We start from the raw sequence: 22,338 nt of genomic DNA on the forward strand, positions 1-22,338 counted from the left end.
GTACGGGCCTGGCCCTCCTCGTCGATCGTCAGCGCGATCAACGCCGCCCCATGCTCCTGCGCCAGCCGCGTGACCTTCGCGAACCGCGACTCCGGCCCGTCACCATCCTCATAATTCACCGAGTTGATGACCGCACGCCCGCCCAGGTGCTCCAGACCCGCCTGGAGCACCTCCACCTCGGTGGAGTCCAGGACGATCGGCAGCGTCGAGGCGGTGGCGAACCGCCCCGCCAGCTCGTGCATGTCCGCCACACCGTCCCGGCCGACATAGTCGACACACAGGTCCAGCATGTGCGCGCCCTCACGGATCTGATCCCGCGCCATCTCCACGCAGTCGTCCCAGCGACCCTCAAGCATCGCCTCACGGAACTTCTTCGAACCATTCGCGTTCGTCCGCTCACCGATCGCCATGTACGAGATGTCCTGGCGGAACGACACCGTCTGGTACAGCGACGAGGCACCCGGCTCCGGCCGCGGATCGCGGACGGCCGGCGTGAGATCACGGACCCGCTCGACGACCTGCCGCATGTGCTCGGGCGTGGAGCCGCAGCAGCCGCCGACCAGGGAGAGCCCGTAGTCGCGGATGAACGTCTCCTGGGCGTCGGCCATCTCGGGCGGGGTCAGCGGGAAGTATGCGCCGTCCTTGGTCAGGATCGGCAGGCCCGCGTTCGGCATGCACATGAGGGGCGTACGGGAGTGCCGGGCCAGGTAGCGCAGGTGCTCGCTCATCTCGGCCGGGCCCGTCGAGCAGTTCAGGCCGATCAGGTCGATGCCGAGCGGTTCGAGGGAGGTGAGCGCGGCGCCGATCTCCGAGCCGAGCAGCATCACCCCCGTCGTCTCGAAGGCGAGGGAGCAGATCAGCGGCACGTCGACGCCGAGCGCGTCCAGGGCGCGGCGGGCACCGATGACGGACGCCTTCGTCTGCAGCAGGTCCTGGGTGGTCTCCACGATCAGCGCGTCGGCGCCGCCCGCGAGCAGGCCCTCGGCGTTCTGCTGGTAGCCGTCGCGGATCGTGGCGTACGGGATGTGGCCGAGCGTCGGCAGCTTCGTACCGGGGCCGATGGAGCCGAGCACCCAGCGCTGGCGGCCGTCCGCTGCCCCGAACTCGTCGGCGACCTCGCGGGCGATCCGGGCGCCGGCCTCGGACAGCTCGACGATCCGGTCGGCGATCTCGTACTCACCGGCCGCCGACGTGTTCGAGCCGAAGGTGTTGGTCTCGACGCAGTCGACACCGGCGGCGAAGTACTCCTCGTGCACCGAGCGGACGATGTCGGGCCGGGTCACGTTGAGGATCTCGTTGCAGCCTTCCAGCTGCTGGAAGTCCTCAAGGGTCGGGTCCTGTGCCTGGAGCATGGTGCCCATGGCTCCGTCGGCCACCACCACGCGGGTCGCGAGTGCCTCGCGGAGTGCTGCGGCGCGGGTCCGGCTGTCAACGGAAGGGGTCGGCGACGAGGCCATGGATGAGCTCCCTGGGATGCGACGGCTGTCGGCTTTGCACGCTCGGTGGAGGGTGCACGGGGCCAGCGTAACCGCGCGGCCGCCGGGGTGGACATCGCGTTTCAATGGGCGGACGGCATCGTGTCTTCCGGGGGCTCCCGGTCGGACCCGTTCATGACCGACACTGTGTAGGTAACGCGCGGTCGGCATCGACCGATAGTGTTCAGCATTGTCGAACAGCATGATCCACGCGATCCTTTCCCTAGGATCCACGGGGCGACCCGGGGTCGTGGACACATATGGACAGGGAGAAAGGCCGGGCGATGGCGAAGAACATCCAGTCGCTTGAACGAGCGGCGGCGATGCTGCGACTGCTCGCGGGCGGCGAGCGCCGGCTCGGCCTCTCCGACATCGCCTCGACCCTGGGTCTGGCGAAGGGCACGGCCCACGGCATCCTGCGCACCCTGCAGGCCGAGGGCTTCGTGGAGCAGGAGGCTGCCTCGGGCCGCTACCAGCTGGGCGCCGAGCTGCTGCGTCTCGGCAACAGCTATCTGGACGTGCACGAGCTGCGCGCGCGGGCGCTGGTCTGGACGGACGACCTGGCACGGTCCAGCGGCGAGAGCGTCCATCTGGGCGTGCTGCACCAGCAGGGCGTCCTGATCGTGCACCACGTCTTCCGGCCGGACGACAGCCGGCAGGTGCTGGAGGTGGGGGCGATGCAGCCGCTGCACTCCACGGCGCTGGGCAAGGTGCTGTCGGCGTACGACCCGGTGGCGCACAGCGAGGGCCTCGAGGTTCCGCGCGAGAGCTTCACCCCCCGTACGGTCACGGACCTCAAGGAGTTCGAGTCCCTCCTCGACATGACGCGCGCCCGAGGCTGGGCCGCGGATGTGGAGGAGACCTGGGAGGGCGTGGCCGCGGTGGCCGCCCCGATCCACGACCGGCGCCGGATGCCGGTGGGCGCGGTGGCGATCACGGGCGCGGTGGAGCGGGTCTGCGACGCCGGCGAGCTGCGCTCGGAGCTGGTGGCGGCGGTACGGGACTGTGCCCGTGCCGTCTCCCGCGACCTGGGCGCGGGGCGCTTCTAGGCCCCGCGCGCCCGCCCGTGGGGCCCTGCCCCACCCCTGACGGACCGCCCCTGCCCCACCCGTGACGAACCGGCCCGGCCGCCCGATGGCGGCCGGGCCTTCGCGTGTCCGGGGCGCGCCCGCCCGACCGGTCGGTAACGATCGGGGCATGCGGGACACAATCGGCCACCGAACCCTTGACGCGCTGTTAACCAGGGGGCAAAACTTCCGTTCATCGGTCGGCATTGTCGAACACCTACCGGCAATACGCGCTAGAGTGTGGCAGTGCCAAGGGCCGGCAACGCCCTCATCGGAGGGCGCGGACCACCGGAGGGACCCGGGGTTCGCCTTCCCCTGGACGAAGGACAAAGGAGTCGCGGGTGTCCAGCTCCGACATCTTCATCGGCGAGATCATTGGTACCGCCGTACTCATTCTGCTCGGCGGCGGCGTCGTCGCCGCCGTGGTGCTCAAGCGCTCGAAGGCTCAGAACGCCGGGTGGCTCGCCATCACCTTCGGGTGGGGCTTCGCGGTCATGACTGCCGTGTACATGACGGGTACCCTCTCGGGCGCCCACCTGAACCCCGCCGTCACGGTGGGCATCGCGATAAAGGACGGGGACTGGAGCAACGTCCCGGTGTACTTCGCCGGCCAGCTGCTCGGCGCGATGCTCGGCGCGTTCCTGGTCTGGGTCGCGTACTACGGACAGTTCCAGGCCCACCTCACGGACCCGGAGATCATCTCCGCGCCGCCGCACGAGGAGGGCATGGTCGACCAGAAGGCCGCGCCGAACGCCGGTCCGGTGCTCGGGGTCTTCTCCACCGGACCCGAGGTCCGCGTGGTGTGGCAGAACCTGGCCACCGAGATCATCGGCACGGTCGTGCTGGTCCTCGCGGTGCTGACGCAGGGCCTCAACGACAGCGGCAAGGGCCTGGGTGTCCTCGGCGCGCTGATCACGGCCTTCGTCGTCGTCTCCATCGGCCTCTCGCTCGGCGGACCCACCGGCTACGCCATCAACCCGGCGCGTGACCTCGGCCCTCGTATCGTGCACGCCCTGCTGCCGCTGCCGAACAAGGGCGGCTCCGACTGGAGCTACGCCTGGATCCCGGTGGTCGGCCCCCTGGTGGGCGGCGCCATCGCCGCGGGTATCTACAACATCGCGTTCGCCTGAGCCGTCCTTCTTCCAGACCTCCCTTGGAGCACACCGTGACCGACGCACACACCGCCGGGCCGTTCATCGCCGCCATCGACCAGGGCACCACCTCGTCCCGCTGCATCGTCTTCGACAAGGACGGCCGGATCGTCTCCGTCGACCAGAAGGAGCACGAGCAGATCTTCCCGAAGCCCGGCTGGGTCGAGCACGACGCCGCCGAGATCTGGACCAACGTCCAGGAAGTGGTCGCCGGGGCGATCTCGAAGGCCGGCATCACCTCCGCCGACGTCAAGGCCGTCGGCATCACCAACCAGCGCGAGACCACGCTGCTCTGGGACAAGAACACCGGTGAGCCCGTCCACAACGCCCTCGTCTGGCAGGACACCCGCACCGACGCGCTCTGCAAGGAGCTCGGCCGCAACGTCGGCCAGGACCGCTTCCGCCGCGAGACCGGCCTCCCCCTCGCCTCGTACTTCTCCGGGCCGAAGGTCCGCTGGCTGCTCGACAACGTCGAGGGCCTGCGCGAGCGCGCCGAGCGCGGCGAGATCCTCTTCGGCACCATGGACTCCTGGGTCATCTGGAACCTCACGGGCGGTGTCGAGGGCGGTCACCACGTCACCGACGTCACCAACGCCTCGCGCACCATGCTGATGAACCTGCACACCATGGGCTGGGACGACAAGATCCTGCAGTCCATGGAGATCCCGGCGGAGGTGCTCCCGGAGATCCGTTCCTCCGCCGAGGTGTACGGCACGGTCAAGGGCGGCGTCCTGGACGGCATCCCGGTCGCCTCCGCACTCGGCGACCAGCAGGCCGCGCTCTTCGGCCAGACCTGCTTCGCCGAGGGCGAGGCCAAGTCCACGTACGGCACCGGCACGTTCATGCTGATGAACACCGGCGACAAGATCATCAACTCCTACAGCGGGCTGCTGACCACCGTCGGCTACCAGATCGGCGACGCGAAGCCGGTCTACGCCCTGGAGGGCTCGATCGCCGTCACCGGTTCGCTGGTGCAGTGGATGCGCGACCAGATGGGCCTGATCAAGTCCGCCGCCGAGATCGAGACCCTCGCGTCCTCGGTCGAGGACAACGGCGGCGCCTACTTCGTGCCGGCCTTCTCCGGTCTGTTCGCCCCGTACTGGCGCTCCGACGCCCGCGGTGTGATCGCCGGCCTCACCCGGTACGTCACCAAGGCGCACATCGCCCGTGCCGTCCTGGAGGCCACCGCCTGGCAGACCCGCGAGATCACCGACGCCATGACGAAGGACTCCGGTGTCGAGCTGACCGCGCTCAAGGTCGACGGCGGCATGACCTCCAACAACCTGCTGATGCAGACCCTCTCGGACTTCCTGGACGCGCCGGTCGTGCGGCCCATGGTCGCCGAGACCACCTGCCTCGGTGCCGCCTACGCCGCCGGCCTGGCCGTCGGCTTCTGGCCCGACACCGACGCCCTGCGCGCCAACTGGCGCCGCGCGGCGGAATGGACCCCTCGCATGGACGCCGACAAGCGTGACATCGAGTACAAGAGCTGGCTCAAGGCCGTCGAGCGGACCATGGGCTGGATCGAGGACGAGGAGTAGATCGACATGACCACCCTGCAGAGCGTCCCTGCCCTGGGGACGCGACCGGCTGCCGGTTCCCTGCCGAGCCGCGCCGAGACTCGGGAGCAGCTTTCCAAGGCGACGTACGACCTCCTGGTGATCGGCGGCGGCATTCTGGGCATCTCCACCGCCTGGCACGCCGCGCAGTCGGGCCTGCGGGTGGCCCTGGTGGACGCCGGCGACTTCGCCGGCGCCACCTCCTCCGCCTCCTCCAAGCTCCTCCACGGCGGGCTGCGCTACCTGCAGACCGGCGCGGTGAAGCTGGTCGCGGAGAACCACTTCGAGCGGCGTGCGGTCTCCCGCCAGGTGGCACCCCACCTCGCCAACCCGCTCACCTTCTACCTGCCCGTGTACAAGGGCGGCCCGCACGGCGCGGCCAAGCTCGGCGCCGGTGTCTTCGCGTACTCCGCGCTGTCCGCCTTCGGTGACGGCGTCGGGCACCTGCTCAGCCCGGCGAAGGCCGCGCAGGACGTGCCGGAGCTGCGGACCGACAACCTCAAGGCCGTGGCCGTGTACGGCGACGACCAGATGAACGACGCCCGCATGGCGCTGATGACGGTCCGCGCGGCGGTCGACGCCGGTGCCGTCGTCCTCAACCACGCCGAGGTCACCGGGCTGCGCTTCACCCGCGGCCGGGTCACGGGCGCGGAGCTGAAGGACCGTACGAGCGGTGAGGAGTTCGGCGTCACCGCCCGTCTGGTGCTGAACGCGACCGGCCCGTGGGTGGACCACCTGCGCAAGATGGAGGACCCGAACGCGGCGCCCTCCATACGGCTCTCCAAGGGCGCGCACCTGGTCCTGAAGCGGACCTCGCCGTGGAAGGCCGCGCTCGCGACCCCGATCGACAAGTACCGCATCACGTTCGCCCTCCCCTGGGAGGACATGCTGCTGCTCGGCACGACGGACGAGGAGTACGAGGGCGACCCCGGCCAGGTCGAGGTGACGGAGAAGGACACCGCGCAGATCCTGGACGAGGCCGCGTTCTCCATCCGCGACCAGCAGCTCTCGCGCGATCTGATCACGTACGCCTTCGCCGGTCTGCGGGTGCTGCCCGGCGGCCCCGGCGACACCTCCAAGGCCAAGCGCGAGACGGTCGTCACCGAGGGCCGCGGCGGCATGCTGTCGGTGGCCGGCGGAAAGTGGACGACCTTCCGCCACATCGGCCGTACGGTGATGAAGAAGCTGGAGGCCCTGCCGGGCCGCCCGCTGGGCGAGGACTACGAGTCCGTCTCGACGCTGCCGAAGCGGCTGCCGCTGCCCGGTATCGCCAACCCGAACGCGGTCGTGCACCGGCTGCTCGTCGACGGCCCGGCCCCCGGCCCGCGGATGGCCGCCGACACCGCCAAGCACCTGGCGACGCACTACGGTTCGCTCGCCTTCGACATCGCGCGGACGGCGAACGAGAACCCCGAGCTGGGGGAGCGCGTCCACCCGGACGCCCCGGAGATCTGGGCGCAGGTCGCCTACGCCCGGGACCACGAGTGGGCGGAGACGGCGGACGACGTGCTGCGCCGCCGTACGACGCTGACGATCCGCGGTCTCGCGACGGACGAGATCCGGGGCAAGGTCGACTCCATGCTGCGCAAGTGACGTGCTGATGGGGTGATGTAAGGGGCGGTCTCCTGGGAGGCCGCCCCTTACGCGTCCGGTACGCGTCCGTGTGCCGAGGGGCGTTCCTGGGTAGTCGATCAAGGCCGCGAATGGCGCTCGGTGGTGCACGAGGGCTGCGGACGGGCCCCTGGAAAGCCGTAAGGTTGGTCCGTACGACAGGTACGACAGGAACGTCGAAAAGGAGGCACTGGGTGATCGAGCTCGAGGGGGTTCCCGAGCTGATCGACCCGGTCATGGTGGCCGCGTTCGAGGGCTGGAACGACGCCGGCGACGCTGCCTCCACCGCGGTCGCCCATCTGGACCGGGAATGGAAGGGCGAGGTGTTCGCGGCGCTCGACGCCGAGGACTACTACGACTTCCAGGTCAACCGGCCCACGGTGTGGCTGGACAACGGGGTCCGGAAGATCACCTGGCCGACGACCAGGCTCTCCGTGGTCCGGGTCGGCGGCGACAAGCCGCGCGACCTGGTGCTGGTCCGCGGGATCGAGCCGTCGATGCGCTGGCGCTCGTTCTGCAACGAGATCCTGGGCTTCGCCCATGAACTGGGCGTGGAGATGGTGGTGATCCTGGGCGCGCTGCTCGGCGACACCCCGCACACCCGGCCCGTCCCGGTCAGCGGGGTCACCTCGGACCCGGACCTGGCGCGGACGATGGACCTGGAGGAGACCCGGTACGAAGGGCCCACGGGCATCGTCGGAATCCTCCAGGAGGCCTGCACGCACGCGGGCGTGCCCACGGTCAGCCTGTGGGCGGCCGTGCCGCACTACGTCTCGCAGCCACCCAACCCCAAGGCGACGCTGGCGCTCCTGAACCGCCTTGAGGACCTGATCGACATGCGTATCCCGCTGGGCGAACTGCCCGAGGACGCGCGGGCCTGGCAGCTGGGCGTGGACCAACTCGCCTCCGAGGACAGCGAGGTGGCGGAGTACGTCCAGACGCTGGAGGAGGCGCGGGACACGGCGGAGCTGCCGGAGGCCTCGGGCGAGGCCATCGCCCGCGAGTTCGAGCGGTATCTGCGGCGGCGCGACGGCGGTCCCGGACCGGGGCCGGGCCAAGGGCCGGGTCAGGGACCGGGGATCGCCACGGAGGGCGGGGACACCTCGTACCTGCGGGAGACCGGCGGAGGCCGGACCCGGCCGCCGAAGCCGGAACGGCCGGCACCGGAACCAGCGCCTGAGGCGCCTGAGGCACCGGATGCTCCTGAGACGCCCGAGGCGTCCCAGGGCGACGACGAGGGCTCGGCGAACGGCGACGGCGACGGCGACGGCGACGGCGACGGCGAGGACTGAACCGTACGAGAAAGGGGGCCGCACCGGGATCGGTGCGGCCCCCTTCCGTGCCCCTACGGCAGGCGATCAGGCGCAGTCGAAGCGGGCCGCTGCCCAGTCCCCGTGGTCGCCGCTCTTGGATCCGTTGGTGTCGGTGATCCGCAGCCTGACGTGCCGGGCGCCGGTGACGTCCACCTGGACCGGGAGCGTCGCCGATGCGCCGGTCAGCTTCGGTGAGGTCCACAGGACCTTCCCGTCGGCCTCGACCGAGAAGGCCACCTCCCCGTAGCCGTTGATCTCGTCGTCGATGCCGACGTCGGCGGTGAACGCGGTGCAGCGGCCGCCGAGGTAGAGCTCGATGTCGGAGTCGGCGTGGGCGCCGATGCCCTTCTCGTACGTCGTGCCGGCCAGGGTCAGGGTCCGGCCGTCGCTCGCGCCCGACTCGCCGTTGGAACGGTCGCGTTCGGGCGGCCCCCAGCCGTTGGTGGACTTCAGCCAGGTGAGGTCGCTCGCCCAGACGCGCGTGGACGGCGGCTCGGGCATCACCCCGACGGCGAACCGCTGGACGGCGGTCCGGTCCTGGCCCGCCGCGCGGTGGCGGACGGTCGCCGTGAGCGTGGCCTCGCCCGGCTTCGCGTCCTTCGCCGGGGTGACGGAGACCTCGACGCGCTTCGTGGTGCCCGCCGGGATGCGCGTGACGGGTGCGGCCGGGGTGACCTGCCAGCCGGCGGGGGCCGCGAGCGACACCTCGACGCCGGTGGCGTCCCTGGAGCCCGCCGTCACATCGACGGCGACGGTGCCGGGCGCGCCCGCGCCCAGCTCCTGTCCGGCCGGGACGCTCGCCGTGGCGGCGGCGCCCGGGACGGCTCCGCCGACCGCACTGGTGTCCTCAAGGTCGAGGGTGAAGGCGCGGTCGGTGCGCTGGGCGGCCGTCTTGACCTTCACCACTCCCCCGCGGTCGTCGCGGTCGTACCACCAGCCCTGCCCGGCGGCCTCGTAGGCGGCCTTCGAGGTGAGGCGCGGCAGTTCGCGGTCGCCGAGCGAGACCTCGCTCGGCGCGTCGCCGGTGTGGACGGTGAACTGGTACGGCCGGGCGGTGGACTTGCCCGCGAAGGTGCCCTTGCTCGCGCCGATCCGTACGGTCACGTCGCCCGCTCCGCGCTGCGGCGCGCGGACCTCGGCGGTCTGGGTGGCGTACTGGCCGGTGCGGTGGGCGCGGGTGACGCCGTCGTCCTCGTACAGCTCGAAGGACGAGGTGCCCTGCGGGTAGATGTCCCAGGCGAGCGGGGAGTTCGCGGTGCGGTCGGTGTACGAGCGGATCCCGCCCGGCCACATCGGGACGGTGGCGCCGGCCCGGACGAAGAGCGGCAGGGTGTCGAGCGGGGCGCTGTAGTCGTCGACGGTGACCGGGCCCTGGTAGGTGCGGCCGCTCCAGTAGTCGATCCAGGTGCCCTCGGGGAGGTAGACGCCGTCGCGCTCGACCGCGTCCTGGTAGACGGGGGCGACGAGGAAGTCCTCGCCGCTGAGGAACTCGTACTTCGCCGCGTCCGAAGCCGCCTTGGGGTCGTTCGGGTACTCCAGGACGAGCGGCCGGGCGAGGCCGACGCCGGTCGTGGTGGCGCGGCGGGCGTGCGAGTAGATGTACGGCAGCAGCGACTCGTGGAGCTTCAGGTAGTCGCGGTTGATCGAGGTGTACGGCTCGCCGTAGCGGAAGGGCTGCTTGTCGTTGGCGGCCCAGCCGTCCATGGTCATGGTGACGGGCAGGAACATCTTCCACTGCAGGTCGCGGGTGTACGTCTTGGCGCTGCCACCGAAGATGCCGTCGACGTCACCGGTGGTGTACGCGAGTCCGGACATCGAGGCGCCCGCGTAGGTGGGGATCTGCCAGCGGATGTACTCCCAGGTGCCGGACTGGTCGCCGGACCACTGGACGCCGCAGCGCTGGGCACCGGACCAGCTCTCGGGGGCCCAGGTGAAGCCGCGGGCGTCGCTGTGCGCCTCGATGCCGGCGTAGGCGTCCTTGCAGCCGTCGAGGGCGAACTTGTAGCCGGAACCGACCCAGGCGACGTCGAGCTTGGCGACCCGCTGGCCGGCCTTCACCTGCTCTTCGAGCTTGTCGATACCGTCCTCGGTCCACAGACCGAGCTGCATACCGCGGTCCTTGAGGCCGTCCGCGGTCTCGGCGAGGTTCTCGTAGCCGCAGCCGTACCCGTCGTTGACGAGCATCCAGCCGTTCGGCATGTCGTTCTGGACGTAGCCGTCGGCGACCTTCAGGGCGTCGAGGGTGTTCCGCTCACCACGGTTGGCGTTGTGGAGGTAGCAGTCGGCGTCGCCGATCTCCAGTCCGTACACGGGCGGCAGGAACGGTTTGCCGGTCAGGTTCGTGTACTGGCCGATGACGTCCTTGAGCGCGTCGGAGCCGGAACCGGCGAAGTAGTAGGCGTCGAAGCGCTGTTCGCGGGCGCTGGTGGTGACGGGCTCGCCGAAGACGTAGGTGTTCGGGGCGTAGGTGTTGCGGTAGACCCCGTAGCCGGCCGAGGAGAGGTAGAACGGCACGGAGTTGGGGTGGCCGCCGTCGTTCCAGTTGTAGTCGACGCCGACCTCGACGGTCTTGCCCCGGTGCGACGTGTTGCCGCGCCCGTTCTGCATGCCGGCGCCGTAGAACTGCTCGTCGGTGCCGCGCGCCAGGGTCTGGGTGGTGCGGTCCTGGCTCCAGCTGAGGCCGGTGGACTCGGACCACAGCGGGGTGCCGTCGGCGCGGAACGCGGCGAAGCGGAGCGGCGCCTTGTAGGCGTGCAGGGTCACCTTCGCGGTGGTGAGTTCGTAGCGGTCGCCGCGGTCCTGCCAGCTGGTCCCGGGCGGGGCGCCCTGCGGCCGGACGATGTCCTGCCCGGTCGGGTCGGTGAACCGTCCGTCGGGGGCGAGTTCGATACGGAAGGTCTCGTCGGTGACGAAGCTGACCCGGGCCTGCGCGGGGCCGGCGGTCAGTCGGTAGACGGCTCCGTCGGCCTCGAAGCCGGTCACGTTGCCGACGGTGGTCGGTTCGGGTTCGGCGGACTGGGCGCTGCCCGGTCCCGCGAACACCGCGAGGAGACCGAGCACAGCGCCGACGAATGCAGCCTTCATGCGCAATGTTGATTGCATGGACGCTGTTTAGCGCAGAAACGAGCACCGAGGCCAGGACAAAAGGGAACCGCCCTTGGACTTCGTGAGAAGTCCAAGGGCGGTTGGAGACAGGGAAGTTATACGGGTCGGGCTACAGGGCCACCCCGAGCAGGGCGTCCACGGCGCGGGAGACGAGGCCGGGTGCGGACTCGTCCGTACCGCCCTCGGCGTGCTGGCGCTCGGCCCACCGGTCGACCGCGGCGAGCGCGGCCGGCGCGTCGAGGTCGTCGGCGAGCGCCGCGCGGATCTCCTCGACCAGCGCGTCGGCGGAGGGGCCGTCGGGACGGGAGACGGCGGCGCGCCACCGGCCCACCCGCTCCACGGCGTCCTCGAGAACCTGGTCGGTCCACTCCCAGTTGGCGCGGTAGTGGTGCGAGAGGAGCGAGAGACGGATGGCGGCCGGGTCGACGCCCTGGCGGCGGAGCGCCGATACGAAGACCAGGTTGCCCTTGGACTTGGACATCTTCTCGCCGTCCAGGGCGACCATGCCGGCGTGCACGTACGCCTTCGCCATGGGGAACTCGCCGGTGAGCGCCTGGGCGTGGGAAGCGCCCATCTCGTGGTGCGGGAAGATCAGGTCCGTGCCGCCGCCCTGGACGTCGAAGCCCATGCCGAGGTGGTCGAGGGCGATGGCGACGCACTCGATGTGCCAGCCGGGGCGGCCGGCGCCGAGGCTGCCGCCGTCCCAGCTCGGCTCGCCCTCGCGGGCGGCCATCCACAGCATCGGGTCGAGCGGGTTCTTCTTGCCCGGGCGGTCCGGGTCGCCGCCGCGCTCGGCGGAGAGGTGGCGCATGAGCTCGGTGTCGTAGTTCGACACCTGACCGAAGTGCGGGTCGGCCTCGACGGAGAAGTAGATGTCGCCGTCGAGTTCGTAGGCGGCGCCGGAGTCCCGCAGCCGCTCGACGAGCGGCACGATGCCGGGTATGGCCTCGACCGCGCCGATGTAGTGCTGCGGCGGCAGCATCCGAAGGGCGGTCATGTCCTCGCGGAAGAGGGCGGTCTCGCGCTCGGCGAGGCCGACCCAGTCGACGCCGTCCCGGATCGCCCGCTCAAGGAGCGGATCGTCGACGTCGGTGACGTTCTGGACGTAGTGGACCTGCCGCTTGGTGTCGAGCCACACGCGCTGAACGAGGTCGAACGCGTTGTAGGTCGCCGCGTGACCCATGTGGGTCGCGTCGTACGGCGTGATCCCGCAGACGTAGATACGGGCGACGGGGCCGGGGGCGAGGGTGACTCGTCCACCGGTCGCGGTGTCGTGGATCCGGAGGTCGCGGCCCTTGCCGGGCAGGGCGGGGACCTCAGAAGCGGGCCAGGCATGCATGACCCGAGCGTAACCGGACACCTGTTCCGGATACGAACCGGATCCGGGATCTTGGCTGACAAGGCGGTCTTGCAGCTCGCGATCGTTCGTGCATACCCCCTGGGGGTGCGCACCCCTCGGATCGTGGTTGGCCGAATCCGATCGGTCAGACGGGAGGCCAGGGGATGGCCGGCCACTGCCCGGAGGGCTCGGGGTGGCGGCCGGTGGTACGCAGGGCGGTGACGCGGCGGCGCACGGCGTCCACCTCGGCCTCGGTGAGCAGTTCGGCCAGTCGGGTGGTGAGCGCGCTCCCGGGGGCCAGGGAGCCGTCGAGGCGGTCCAGGACGGCGGCTGCCTCGGCGGGCAGCTCCTCGCCCGCCCAGCCCCACAGCAGGGTGCGCAGCTTGTCGTCCACGTGGAAGGTCACCCCGTGGTCGATGCCGTAGAGGTGTCCGTCCGGCGCGGGCAGCAGGTGGCCGCCCTTGCGGTCGCCGTTGTTGATGACGGCGTCCAGGACGGCCAGCCGGCGCAGTTGCGGGCTGTCGGCGTGGACGAGCAGGGCGGTGCGGTCCTCGCCCACCTGGGCGGGCCCGACAGCCTTCCAGCCGTCTCCCGCCTCCTCGTCCTCGGTGAGCGCGAGCAGGCTCGCCCCGGGGTCGGCGTCGACCCACAGCTGGACCATGCCCTCGCCGTACGGTCCGTCCCGCAGCACGGTGGGCGGTACGAGGCCCCAGCCGGTGGCCTCGGAGAGCTCGTAGGCGGCGACCTCGCGCTGGGCGAGGGTGCCGTCGGGGAAGTCCCAGAGCGGCCGTTCGCCGGCGACGGGCTTGTACACGCAGTCGGCGTCCACGCCGTCGAGGGCGACGGAGCAGACGAGCACCGCGTTGGACGCCTCGCGGACCTGGCCGCGCACGGTCAGCTCGCCCTTGGTGAGCAGGTCGACGACCGCCCGGTTGTCGGGACCGCTCATGCTCCGCGTCGGTATCCGTTCTGACGGGGGCAGACATGGCCCTCGGGGTCGAGCGGCAGGCTGCACAGCGGGCACGGCGGGCGGCCGGCGTTGACCACGTCGAGGGCGCGCTTGGCGAAGGCCCGGGCCATCGATCCGGTGAGGCGGACGCGCAGCATCGGCGGCCCGTTCTCCTCGTCCTGGAGCATCCGCTCCTCGGCGGCGGCGAGGTCCTCCTCGGTCTCGGCGTCGAGTTCGACGAGGGCCTGCGCCTCGACGATCATCCGCTGCTCCTCGCCGTCCCAGGCGAGCGCCATGGTGCCGACCCGGAACTCCTCCTCGACGGGGACGTCGAGCGGGGCGGTGTCGGCGATCTCGGCGGGGGCGACGGCCGGGACGGGCGCGTTGCCGCCGGTGCGGCGGACGACCTCGTCGAGGAGTTCGTCTATGCGTTCGGCGAGCGCGGCGACCTGGGTCTTCTCCAGGGCCACGCTGGTGACCCGGCCGGCCGCGGACGCCTGCAGGAAGAACGTACGGCGGCCAGGCAGCCCGACCGTGCCGGCCACGAAACGCTCCGGTGGGTCGTAGAGGAACACCTGACGGGACACGTCCCTGACTCCCTTGGGTCTCGGCAGTGATGGAGGCCCGCGCTACAGCGGCCCGTCCACCCTACTGCGCGGATGGATCACGGTGCGCCCGCACCGCCCCCGACCTCGGCGGCCCCGTTCGGATCGGCGGCCTCCCGGGGGGCGAGCGCGGTGAAGTCGCCGGTGTCGCCGAGGCGTACGACGAAAGGGCGCAGCCGCGTGTAGCGGATGACGGTGACGGAGCACGGGTCGACGTGGATGCGCTGGAAGAGGTCCAGGTGCATGCCGAGGGCGTCGGCGACGATCGACTTGATGACGTCGCCGTGGGAGCACATCGCGTAGACGGCGTCCTCGCCGTGTTCGGCCTCCACGCGCGCGTTCCAGTCCCGTACGGCGTCGACGGCCCGCGTCTGCATGGCGCGCATCGACTCGCCGCCCGGGAAGGCCGCGGCGGAGGCGTGCGCCTGGACGACCTGCATGAGGGGTTCGTCGGCCAGTTCGGCGAGCTTGCGGCCGGACCAGTCGCCGTAGTCGCACTCGCTGATCCGCTCGTCGGTGTGGAGCGGCAGCTCGGGCCGGGCGTCGAGGAGCGGCCGCAGGGTCTCGCGGCAGCGCTGGAGCGGGCTGGTGACGGCGGCGGCGAGCGGCACGCCGGCCAGCCGCCCGGGCAGGGCGGCGGCCTGCGCGAGCCCGCGCTCGTCGAGGGCGACCCCGGGCATCCGCCCGGCGAGGACACCAGAGGTGTTGGCGGTGGAGCGTCCGTGCCGGACGAGAAGAAGCGTGGCCATGGCGGCAAGGGTAGGGGGTGTCTTGTGGGTCAGGCCGGAAAAAGTGAGCGGCGTCCGGTGCGTGCGACCGCAAGGCGGAGGAAGGAGGCGGCGCGGTGGGGGCACCTCCCGTGCCCGAAGGGCTACGGGGGACGTCGGCGACTGACGACAACGCCGCGAGCGTGCGTGCCAGGCGTCGCGAGCCCGGCATGGCCCACAGGACACCCCCTGTGGCGCCCGCACGCGCGCGTGGGGGGGGTGTCCGCGGGTGCGGGACGGCGTGGTGCGGGGGAGAATGCGGCGCGTGATCGTGGACTCCGCCATCTACCGGGACGGGCGCCGTACGGACGGGCCCGCCGACCTGTCCGACGCCCTGGACGAGGCGAGAGCGACCGGGGACGCGTTCCTCTGGGTGGGGCTCCACGAGCCGACGGAGGCGGAGTTCGCCCATGTCTCGGACGAGTTCGCGCTGCATCCTCCCCCATAGCCCTGAACGGGCATGGGAGGTACCCCCAGCCGTCGAGGACGCCCTGAAGGCGCATCAGCGGCCCAAGCTGGAGGTCTACGACGATGCGCTGTTCGTCGTCCTCAAACCCGTGGTGTACGAGCCGGAGAGCGACCGGGTCTCCTCGGACGAGCTGATGCTGTTCGTGGGCGATTCGTTCGTGGTGACGGTCCGGCACGGGGAGGGGGCGCCGCTGGCGACCGTACGGCGCCGTCTGGAGGCGGAACCCGAGGTGCTGAAGCACGGCCCGACGTCCGTCCTGTACGCGATCAGCGACGCGGTGGTGGACCACTACATCGAGGTGGCCGGCGAACTCCAGGTCGACCTGGAGGAGCTGGAGGCGGACGTGTTCGCGCCGGCGGGCGTCAGTCCGGCGAACACGGCGGAGCGGATCTACACGGCCAAGCGGCAGGTCCTGGAGTTCCGGCGGGCGGGCGGACCGCCGGCGGGGCCGATGGCGAAGCCGGCGACCGGCGCGGTGCCGTACGTGAGCGAGGCCGCCCAGCCCTTCTTCCGGGACGTCAGCGACCATCTGACGCGCGCCAACGAGCAGGTGGAGGGCCTGGACCGGCTGCTGTCGGACATCCTGTCGGCGCACCTGGCGCAGATGGGCGTACGCCAGAACGACGACATGCGGAAGATCTCGGCGTGGGCCGCCATGGCCGCCGTCCCCACGATGGTCGCGGGGATCTACGGCATGAACTTCGAGCACATGCCGGAGCTGACCTGGACCTGGTCGTATCCGGCCGTGATCCTGCTGATGGCCGGCATCGAGGTCGGTCTGTACCGGCTGTTCAAGCGCCGGGGCTGGCTGTAGCCCCGGCGCCGGGGGTGGCCCCGGCGCCAGGAGCTCGACGGGCTGTTCAGAACGCGGGGGCCGGGGTGGCAGGCCCGCCGAGCGCGTCGCGGCGCTCCGGCATCTCCAGGTCGACCATCTTGTGCCAGCCGGCGACACGTTCGTACGCGTACATGCCGTGGATCCCGGCGGCGAGCGCGCCCGCCTTGGCCTTCGGCCACTTCAGGATGCGGCCCATGTGGCCCATCACGGCGAGGCTGACGTCGCGGTAGACCCTGATCTCGGCCAGCGCGGACTCGCGCAGGGTGCGCTGGATGAGCCGGCCATGTCCTTCGTACGCGAGGCGCAGCAGCTCCTCGTGGCAGTACGCGAGGTGGTTCGCCTCGTCGTGGTCGATCATGTGGATGGCCTTGCCGAGCTCGGGATGGTTCCCGAAGTACGTGACCAGCATGTCCATCTGGTCCGCGGCCCGCTGCTCGGTGACCCGGCTGTGCGCGAGGTAGACGATGATGTCGTCCTCGCTCAGCGGCTCGTCGCGGCGGAGCCTGTCGTGGGCGAGGCCGATGCCGCGCTGTTCGAGGAGCATCGTGTAGTCGGTCTCGGGCGGCACCGGTACGGGTTCGAGGCCGCGCTTCTTCAGCAACGCGTTGAAGATCCTGCCGTGTTTGTCCTCGTCGGCGCCGTGCCGGGTGATCTTGGGGGCCAGCTCCCGCATGCCGGGGGCGACGAGAGCCGCGATCCGCGCGTTCTCCCAGCCGCCCTGCGACTCGCCGCTCGCGGCGATGGAGCAGAAGAGCTGGAAGGACTCGTCGTCGTCGACGATTTCCTGGAACAGACTTTTGGCACTGAGCATTGCTGCCACCTCCATGCGGGCGTCCGCACGCCGCACGTCCGCAGAGAACGAGTCAAGTGCGGTACGGCCGGGTGGGCAACAGGAGGGGCGGGCCGTTCGGCTGAAAGAAGGAGCGCTTCACTCGTAACCGTGCGCCGTCCGGCGCGTTGTGCAGCATGACGGCCGTGGCGGGGAAGACCCCCCGAGCCCCCACCACGGCCGCAGACTTCCGCGGAGCTTCCGGCTGGGCCTACGCGAGGCCCGCGCGCTCCAGGGCCTCGGTGCCCGCCCGCAGGGCCGCCACCCGCTCGTCCAGGGTGAAGCCGGCCGGGGCGAGGGTCAGGGTTGTGACACCGGCCTCGGCGTAGGCCTTCATCCGGTCGGCGATCCGCTCGACGGAGCCGAGCAGCGTGGTCTGGTCGATCAGCTGGCGCGGTACGGCGGCCGCGGCGCCCGCCTTGTCCCCGGACAGGTACTTGTCCTGGATCTCGGCGGCCTGCTTCTCGTAGCCCATCCGCTGGGCGAGCTGGTTGTAGAAGTTCTGCTTCCGGCTGCCCATGCCGCCGACGTACAGGGCGGTGTACGGGCGGAAGATGTCGGCCAGGGCGTCGATGTCGTCGCCGAGGGCGATCGGCAGGGTGGGGTGGACGTCGAAGCCCTCCATGGTCAGCCCGGCCTTCTCGCGGCCCGCGCGGAGCGGGCGCAGCGCCGTCTCCTCCAGGTGCTCGGCGGAGGGGAAGATCAGCAGCGCGCCGTCGGCGATCTCGCCGGTCTGCTCCAGGTTCTTCGGGCCGATCGCGGCGATGTAGAGCGGGATGTGCTCGCGCTGCGGGTGCACGGTGAGCTTGATGGGCTTGCCCGGGCCGTCCGGCAGCGGGAGCGTCCAGTGCTGACCCTCGTACGTGAGCCGCTCGCGCGACATCGCCCTGCGGACGATCTCGACGTACTCGCGGGTGCGTGCCAGGGGCTTGTCGAACTTGACGCCGTACCAGCCCTCGGAGACCTGCGGCCCGGACACGCCGAGGCCCAGGCGGAAGCGGCCGCCGGAGAGCGAGTCGAGGGTGGCGGCGGTCATCGCCGTCATCGCGGGCTGGCGGGCCGGGATCTGCATGATCGCGGAGCCGACGTCGATCCGCTCGGTCTTCGCGGCCACCCAGGAGAGCACGGTGGGCGCGTCGGAGCCGTAGGCCTCGGCGGCCCAGCAGACGTCGTATCCGAGGCGGTCCGCCTCCTGGGCGACGGCGAGATTGTCGCCGTCCATACCGGCGCCCCAGTAGCCGAGGTTGATGCCGAGCCTCATGACCACACCCTCTTTACCGATCAGTAACGTCCCTTGGGCCGGACTCTAGCGCGCGGGTGCGGGATCCGTCAGGGGGAGGTTGTCCACAGGCTCTCTCCGCGTGGGGTCTTGGCCAGTAATCTCGCGCCCATGGAGCAGAGGCATCTCGGACGTACCGGCCTGCGCGTGTCCCGACTCGGGCTCGGCACCCTCACGTGGGGCCGGGACACCGACGAGCACGACGCCGCCGACCAGTTGAAGGCGTTCTGGGACGCGGGCGGCACGCTCGTCGACACGGCGGACGTGTACGGCGGGGGCGAGGCCGAGTACGTGCTCGGGCAGCTCATGGAGCGGCTGGTGCCACGGCGGGATCTGGTCGTCTCCACCAAGGCAGGCAGCGTGCCCGACCCGGACCGGCGGATGGACGGCTCGCGCGGGCACCTGCTGGCCGCGCTGGACGCCTCCCTCGACCGGCTCGGCACGGACCACGTGGACCTGTGGCAGCTGCACGCCTTCGATCCGCACACGCCGCTGGAGGAGTCCCTGCAGGCGCTGGACATCGCCGTCAGCAGCGGCCGCGCCCGGTACGTGGGGGTGTCGAACTTCTGCGGGTGGCAGCTGGCGAAGGCGGGCACCTGGCAGCTCGGCGCGACGGGGGCCGGGCGGACGCGGCTCGCGGCGACGCAGATGGAGTACTCGCTGCTGCAGCGGGGCGTCGAGCGCGAGGTGCTGCCCGCGGCCCTGGATCTGGGGATAGGCCTGTTGCCCTCCTCACCGCTGGGGCGCGGGGTGCTGACGGGGAAGTACCGCACGGGCACACCGTCGGACTCGCGGGGCGGTTCGGAGACCATGGCGCCCTTCGTGGAGCCGTATCTCGACGAGGCGGCGAGCCGGATCGTGGACGCGGTCGCGACGGCGGCGGACGGGCTCGCGACGACGCCGCTCCAGGTGGCGCTCGCCTGGGTCCGGGACCGGCCCGGTGTGACCGCCCCGATCGTCGGAGCGCGCAACGCGCGGCAGCTCACGGCGGCATTGTCAGTGGAGGGCCTTAGTCTTCCTGACGAGATCCGCCGGGCGCTCGACGATGTGTCGGCGCCCGTGCACCGCTATCCGGACCAGGACTGGAGCACCTTGTGACCGAGCCTTCGCGGGAGACCCCGCCCGAGGCCACCGAGCCCGAGCCGGGCGAGACCGACGAGGCAGCGGCCGAGCTCGCCCCCGAGGCCGGCGAGGAGGCGTCCGAGGCCTCCGACGGGGCGGTCGCCACGGCCGACGGGGAAGCCAAGGCCGCCGAGGTGTCCGAGGCGCAGGCGGAGCTGGCCGCGCAGCGGGAGCTGCGGGCCAGGATCGAGCAGCGCAAGGCCGAGAAGGCGGCGCCCGTGGACGCGGGCGCGAAGCTCAGCGGCACGGCGGCCGAGCTGCTCGCGGCGGTACGAGCCGTGGAGAGCGGTACGAAGTCGGGCGCCGCGTTCGTCGAGGCGCCGACGCCCACGTCCTCGCCCGAGCCCCGACGACCCGCCCCCGTCCCGGCGCCCGCACCGGCCGCCGCGCCGCGCCCGGCGGCCCAGCGGCAGACGGCCTCCCCGGAGACGCTGACGGCCGTACGGGAGGTCCTCGCGCACGGCGGGGCACCGGAATCGCTGACCGGACAGGTCGCCGCCACCCTGGGCGAGGGCGCCGCCGAGGCGCTGCGGGACGACCCGTGGCTGCTGCTGTCGGTGCCCGGGGTGCAGCCGGAGCACGCCGACGGCTTCGCCCGGGCCCTGCTCGGCGCGGAGTGCGGGCCGGGCGACCCCCGCCGGGCCGTCGCCCTGGTGACCTGGCTGCTCGAGCGGGCCGCGCTGAAGGGGCACACGGCCCTGGAGGACTCCGCTGTACGTGCCGAGCTCGCGAAGCTGTCGGTGCCCGACCCGGACGAGGCCGTCCGGGAGGCGGCCGCCGAGGGCGCCGTGCTGCTGTTCCAGGAGGAGGAGCCCGCCCCGGAGGCGGCCGGGGACGAGGACGAGGGCGGGGACGAGGGCGAGGACGACGAACCGTCCGCCTATGAAGCCGCCGAGTGGCCCGACGTGCCCGCCCTGCTGGGGCTCGACCGGTACGCCCTCGCCGAGGAGAGCCTGGCCGACGGACTGGCCCGGCTGGTCAAGACCGTCTCCGCGGAGGTCTGGGAAGGACCCGAGCTGGTCACCGCGGCCGGCGCGCACGGCCTGGTCCTGCACACCGGGGGCGAGGCGGCCCGCAGCGAGCCGGTCGCGCTCGCCGAGGCCGCCCGGGAGCGGGGCCTGCGGGTCGCCGTGGCCACCCACAGCGAGAACGGGGTCCAGCGGCTCGGCGGCGCGGCGCTGACCGTCGCCGCCCTGCTGTCCGGCGCCGCCGGTCCCGGCCGGGACGAGGACGGCGCCCTGGCCCTGGACCTGCTGGTCGTCCTGGACGCGCCGCAGCTGGACGTGGAGAGCGCCACGACGCTCGTGGAGTCCCTGCCGGACGGCTGCCGGCTGGTGCTCAGCGGCGACCCCGACGTCCTCGGCTCGGCCGGCGCCGGCCGGGTGTTCGCCGATGTGCTGGCGGCCGGGGTGTGCCCGCGGATCGCCTCCCGGGTCCCCGACCCCGGTCCGATCGGCGAGCTGGTCTCGGGCATCGGCATCGGCGAGCTGAACCAGGTGGAGGCGCCCGGCAAGGAGGTCGTGATCGTCCCGGTCAGGGACGCCGGCGAAGCCGTCCACCGCACGGTCCAGCTCGTCGCCGACTCGATCCCCCGGGCCATCGACGTGCCGGCCGAGCAGACGCAGGTGATCACGGTCGGACACGGCGGCTCCGCGGGCACCCGCGCGCTGAACGCGGCGCTGAAGCAGCGGCTCAACCCCGGCCCCGGCCGCTTCGGCGGCTTCGACCCGGGTGACCGGGTGACGTACGTGCCGGCTCCGGGGCGGACGGTGACCGGGACGGTCGTGGGGGCGGACGCGGACGGCCTGCGCCTGGAGTGCGCCGGCGAGCCGCTCGTCGTACCGAAGGAGCGGGTGGAGTCCGCGCTGCGGCACGGCTGGGCGCTCACGGCGCACCAGGCGGCCGGGATGCGCTGGCCGGCCGCGGTCGTGGTGCTGCCGGGCGACGCGGCCCAGGGGCTGAGCCGGGCCTGGGTGTACACGGCCTTCGGCCGGGGCGAGCGTCACCTCTCGGTCGTCCACGGGGTGGACCAGGCGCTGCCCCGTGCGGTGGCCGAGGGGGTGTCCCAGGAGCGTACGACCCGACTGAGGCCGCTCCTGGAGGCCCTGCTCGCCGCCGAAGAGGACTGACGCGGCCCGGGGCGACGGTGCTGGGTACGGCGGAGGGCGGGACACCATCGGGTGCCCCGCCCTCCGCCGTACCGCTCAGGCGTCTTGCTCCTCCAGGTCGTCGTCCAGCTCGTCGTCGAAGACGGCGCTGACGTCGAACCGGCAGACGATGCGCTCCGGATCGGCCTGCTCGAAGGGGGCGTTCAGCCACTCCCCCGGCTCCGGCAGCTCCTCCGCGGCCGAGACCCAGAGCGTGGAGTCGCCCTCCTCAAGGCCGAACTCCTTGTGCCGTGAGGCGATTTCGTCCGGTTCGTACTCACCGAAGAGCACGCCGAGCGCGGCGTGCGTGCTGCCACCGACGGCGGGGGCCGCGTCCGAACCCTCCTCGTCGTTCTCCAGGTCGGCGATGCGCTGGGCCTGGGCCACCAGCCGCTGCGGTTCCACGACGGCGTAGTCGCGGCGGATCAGCACACTGAGGGCGTGCGGCTCCTCCGGTCCGGCGTAGGGCGGGAGCGAGTCGTCGGCGCCCGGGATCTCGAAGGGGGTGACCTCGTCGTACCGGTCGTAGAGCCGCTCGTCGTAGGCCTCGGCCGCCGCGGCGAGGGCGTTGAAGGCTTCGTAGACGGCCGGGTCGTCGTCCCCCGAACGACGTTCGACCGCCTCGAGGTGACGGTCCAGTGCGGCTTTGACCGCCTCGGCGGCGGCACGTACCTCGGCAGCGGTGGGCTGCGCAGCATCAGACATGGGACGCACGC

16 protein-coding genes and 1 pseudogene are annotated in these 22,338 nt (G+C 71.8%); 8 read left to right on the forward strand and 9 right to left on the reverse strand.

The window, feature by feature from the left end; all coding sequences use genetic code 11:
• A partial coding sequence (locus Q5762_RS25000) for a homocysteine S-methyltransferase family protein (RefSeq protein WP_315894476.1) occupies positions 1–1,457 on the reverse strand: 1,457 nt, incomplete at its 3' end.
• Between the two features lie 302 nt (positions 1,458–1,759).
• Here Q5762_RS25000 and Q5762_RS25005 point away from each other — a divergent pair.
• From Q5762_RS25005 to Q5762_RS25025, 5 genes are all read left to right on the forward strand, one after another.
• Positions 1,760–2,524 (forward strand): IclR family transcriptional regulator, encoded by a 765-nt coding sequence (locus Q5762_RS25005; protein ID WP_315894477.1) that lies wholly within the window; start codon positions 1,760–1,762, stop codon positions 2,522–2,524.
• Between the two features lie 359 nt (positions 2,525–2,883).
• A complete protein-coding gene (locus tag Q5762_RS25010; RefSeq protein ID WP_315894478.1) occupies positions 2,884–3,672 on the forward strand; it encodes an MIP/aquaporin family protein in 789 nt (262 codons plus the stop codon).
• Between the two features lie 35 nt (positions 3,673–3,707).
• A complete protein-coding gene (glpK, locus tag Q5762_RS25015) occupies positions 3,708–5,234 on the forward strand; it encodes a glycerol kinase GlpK (protein WP_315894479.1) in 1,527 nt (508 codons plus the stop codon).
• A gap of 6 nt (positions 5,235–5,240) precedes the next feature.
• Positions 5,241–6,845 (forward strand): glycerol-3-phosphate dehydrogenase/oxidase, encoded by a 1,605-nt coding sequence (locus Q5762_RS25020; RefSeq protein ID WP_315894480.1) that lies wholly within the window; start codon positions 5,241–5,243, stop codon positions 6,843–6,845.
• Between the two features lie 212 nt (positions 6,846–7,057).
• The gene (locus tag Q5762_RS25025) at positions 7,058–8,155 is read left to right on the forward strand and encodes a PAC2 family protein (RefSeq protein ID WP_315894481.1); all 1,098 of its coding nucleotides are present in this window, start codon (positions 7,058–7,060) and stop codon (positions 8,153–8,155) included.
• Between the two features lie 66 nt (positions 8,156–8,221).
• Here Q5762_RS25025 and Q5762_RS25030 read toward each other — a convergent pair whose 3' ends face one another.
• The 5 genes from Q5762_RS25030 to Q5762_RS25050 all read right to left on the reverse strand — a co-directional run bounded on the left by Q5762_RS25030 (position 8,222) and on the right by Q5762_RS25050 (position 14,923).
• Positions 8,222–11,260 carry an NPCBM/NEW2 domain-containing protein gene (locus Q5762_RS25030; protein ID WP_399495260.1) on the reverse strand — a complete coding sequence of 1,013 codons (3,039 nt, stop codon included), beginning with the start codon at positions 11,258–11,260 and terminating at the stop codon, positions 8,222–8,224.
• 130 nt (positions 11,261–11,390) lie between these two features.
• Entirely contained in the window at positions 11,391–12,620 is a 1,230-nt protein-coding gene (gene mshC, locus Q5762_RS25035) for a cysteine--1-D-myo-inosityl 2-amino-2-deoxy-alpha-D-glucopyranoside ligase (RefSeq protein ID WP_315894483.1), read from the reverse strand.
• A gap of 145 nt (positions 12,621–12,765) precedes the next feature.
• The gene (locus tag Q5762_RS25040) at positions 12,766–13,569 is read right to left on the reverse strand and encodes an SCO1664 family protein (RefSeq protein WP_315894484.1); all 804 of its coding nucleotides are present in this window, start codon (positions 13,567–13,569) and stop codon (positions 12,766–12,768) included.
• A complete protein-coding gene (locus Q5762_RS25045; RefSeq protein WP_315894485.1) occupies positions 13,566–14,156 on the reverse strand; it encodes a DUF3090 domain-containing protein in 591 nt (196 codons plus the stop codon). Before Q5762_RS25045 ends, Q5762_RS25040 begins: the two co-directional genes overlap by 4 nt.
• Before the next feature lie 77 nt (positions 14,157–14,233).
• Positions 14,234–14,923, reverse strand: coding sequence for a histidine phosphatase family protein (locus Q5762_RS25050; RefSeq protein ID WP_315894486.1), 690 nt, complete (start codon positions 14,921–14,923; stop codon positions 14,234–14,236).
• 274 nt (positions 14,924–15,197) lie between these two features.
• On the opposite strand from Q5762_RS25050, the pseudogene Q5762_RS25055 reads away from it, so the two are divergent.
• Positions 15,198–16,224 (forward strand): annotated as a pseudogene (locus Q5762_RS25055) (magnesium and cobalt transport protein CorA).
• A 46-nt stretch (positions 16,225–16,270) separates the two neighbouring features.
• On the opposite strand, the gene Q5762_RS25060 reads toward Q5762_RS25055, so the two are convergent.
• Positions 16,271–17,056, reverse strand: coding sequence for a ferritin-like domain-containing protein (locus Q5762_RS25060; RefSeq protein ID WP_315894487.1), 786 nt, complete (start codon positions 17,054–17,056; stop codon positions 16,271–16,273).
• Between the two features lie 229 nt (positions 17,057–17,285).
• Complete coding sequence (locus Q5762_RS25065) at positions 17,286–18,335, reverse strand: LLM class F420-dependent oxidoreductase (RefSeq protein ID WP_315894488.1); 1,050 nt, start codon at positions 18,333–18,335, stop codon at positions 17,286–17,288.
• A gap of 129 nt (positions 18,336–18,464) precedes the next feature.
• Here Q5762_RS25065 and Q5762_RS25070 point away from each other — a divergent pair, with 129 nt between their 5' ends.
• Positions 18,465–19,451: an aldo/keto reductase gene (locus Q5762_RS25070; RefSeq protein WP_315894489.1), complete on the forward strand. Its 987-nt coding sequence runs from the start codon at positions 18,465–18,467 to the stop codon at positions 19,449–19,451.
• Positions 19,448–21,604: a helix-hairpin-helix domain-containing protein gene (locus Q5762_RS25075; RefSeq protein WP_315894490.1), complete on the forward strand. Its 2,157-nt coding sequence runs from the start codon at positions 19,448–19,450 to the stop codon at positions 21,602–21,604. Before Q5762_RS25070 ends, Q5762_RS25075 begins: the two co-directional genes overlap by 4 nt.
• A gap of 75 nt (positions 21,605–21,679) precedes the next feature.
• Here the strand turns inward: Q5762_RS25075 and Q5762_RS25080 are convergent, their stop codons facing one another.
• On the reverse strand, positions 21,680–22,327 hold the full coding sequence (locus Q5762_RS25080) for a hypothetical protein (RefSeq protein WP_315894491.1): 648 nt from the start codon (positions 22,325–22,327) through the stop codon (positions 21,680–21,682).
• Positions 22,328–22,338 lie beyond the last annotated feature (11 nt).

The organism is Streptomyces sp. P9(2023) (assembly GCF_032436795.1).
Lineage (GTDB): Bacteria > Actinomycetota > Actinomycetes > Streptomycetales > Streptomycetaceae > Streptomyces.

What these genes read in the sequence shown, in the direction of transcription:
- Q5762_RS25050 (WP_315894486.1), bottom strand. Translation starts at nt 14,923, where the DNA reads ATGGCCACGCTTCTTCTCGTCCGGCACGGACGCTCCACCGCCAACACC.
- mshC (WP_315894483.1), bottom strand. Translation starts at nt 12,620, where the DNA reads ATGCATGCCTGGCCCGCTTCTGAGGTCCCCGCCCTGCCCGGCAAGGGC.
- Q5762_RS25060 (WP_315894487.1), bottom strand. Translation starts at nt 17,056, where the DNA reads ATGCTCAGTGCCAAAAGTCTGTTCCAGGAAATCGTCGACGACGACGAG.
- Q5762_RS25070 (WP_315894489.1), top strand. Translation starts at nt 18,465, where the DNA reads ATGGAGCAGAGGCATCTCGGACGTACCGGCCTGCGCGTGTCCCGACTC.
- Q5762_RS25030 (WP_399495260.1), bottom strand. Translation starts at nt 11,260, where the DNA reads ATGAAGGCTGCATTCGTCGGCGCTGTGCTCGGTCTCCTCGCGGTGTTC.
- Q5762_RS25040 (WP_315894484.1), bottom strand. Translation starts at nt 13,569, where the DNA reads ATGAGCGGTCCCGACAACCGGGCGGTCGTCGACCTGCTCACCAAGGGC.
- Q5762_RS25020 (WP_315894480.1), top strand. Translation starts at nt 5,241, where the DNA reads ATGACCACCCTGCAGAGCGTCCCTGCCCTGGGGACGCGACCGGCTGCC.
- Q5762_RS25065 (WP_315894488.1), bottom strand. Translation starts at nt 18,335, where the DNA reads ATGAGGCTCGGCATCAACCTCGGCTACTGGGGCGCCGGTATGGACGGC.
- Q5762_RS25080 (WP_315894491.1), bottom strand. Translation starts at nt 22,327, where the DNA reads ATGTCTGATGCTGCGCAGCCCACCGCTGCCGAGGTACGTGCCGCCGCC.
- Q5762_RS25005 (WP_315894477.1), top strand. Translation starts at nt 1,760, where the DNA reads ATGGCGAAGAACATCCAGTCGCTTGAACGAGCGGCGGCGATGCTGCGA.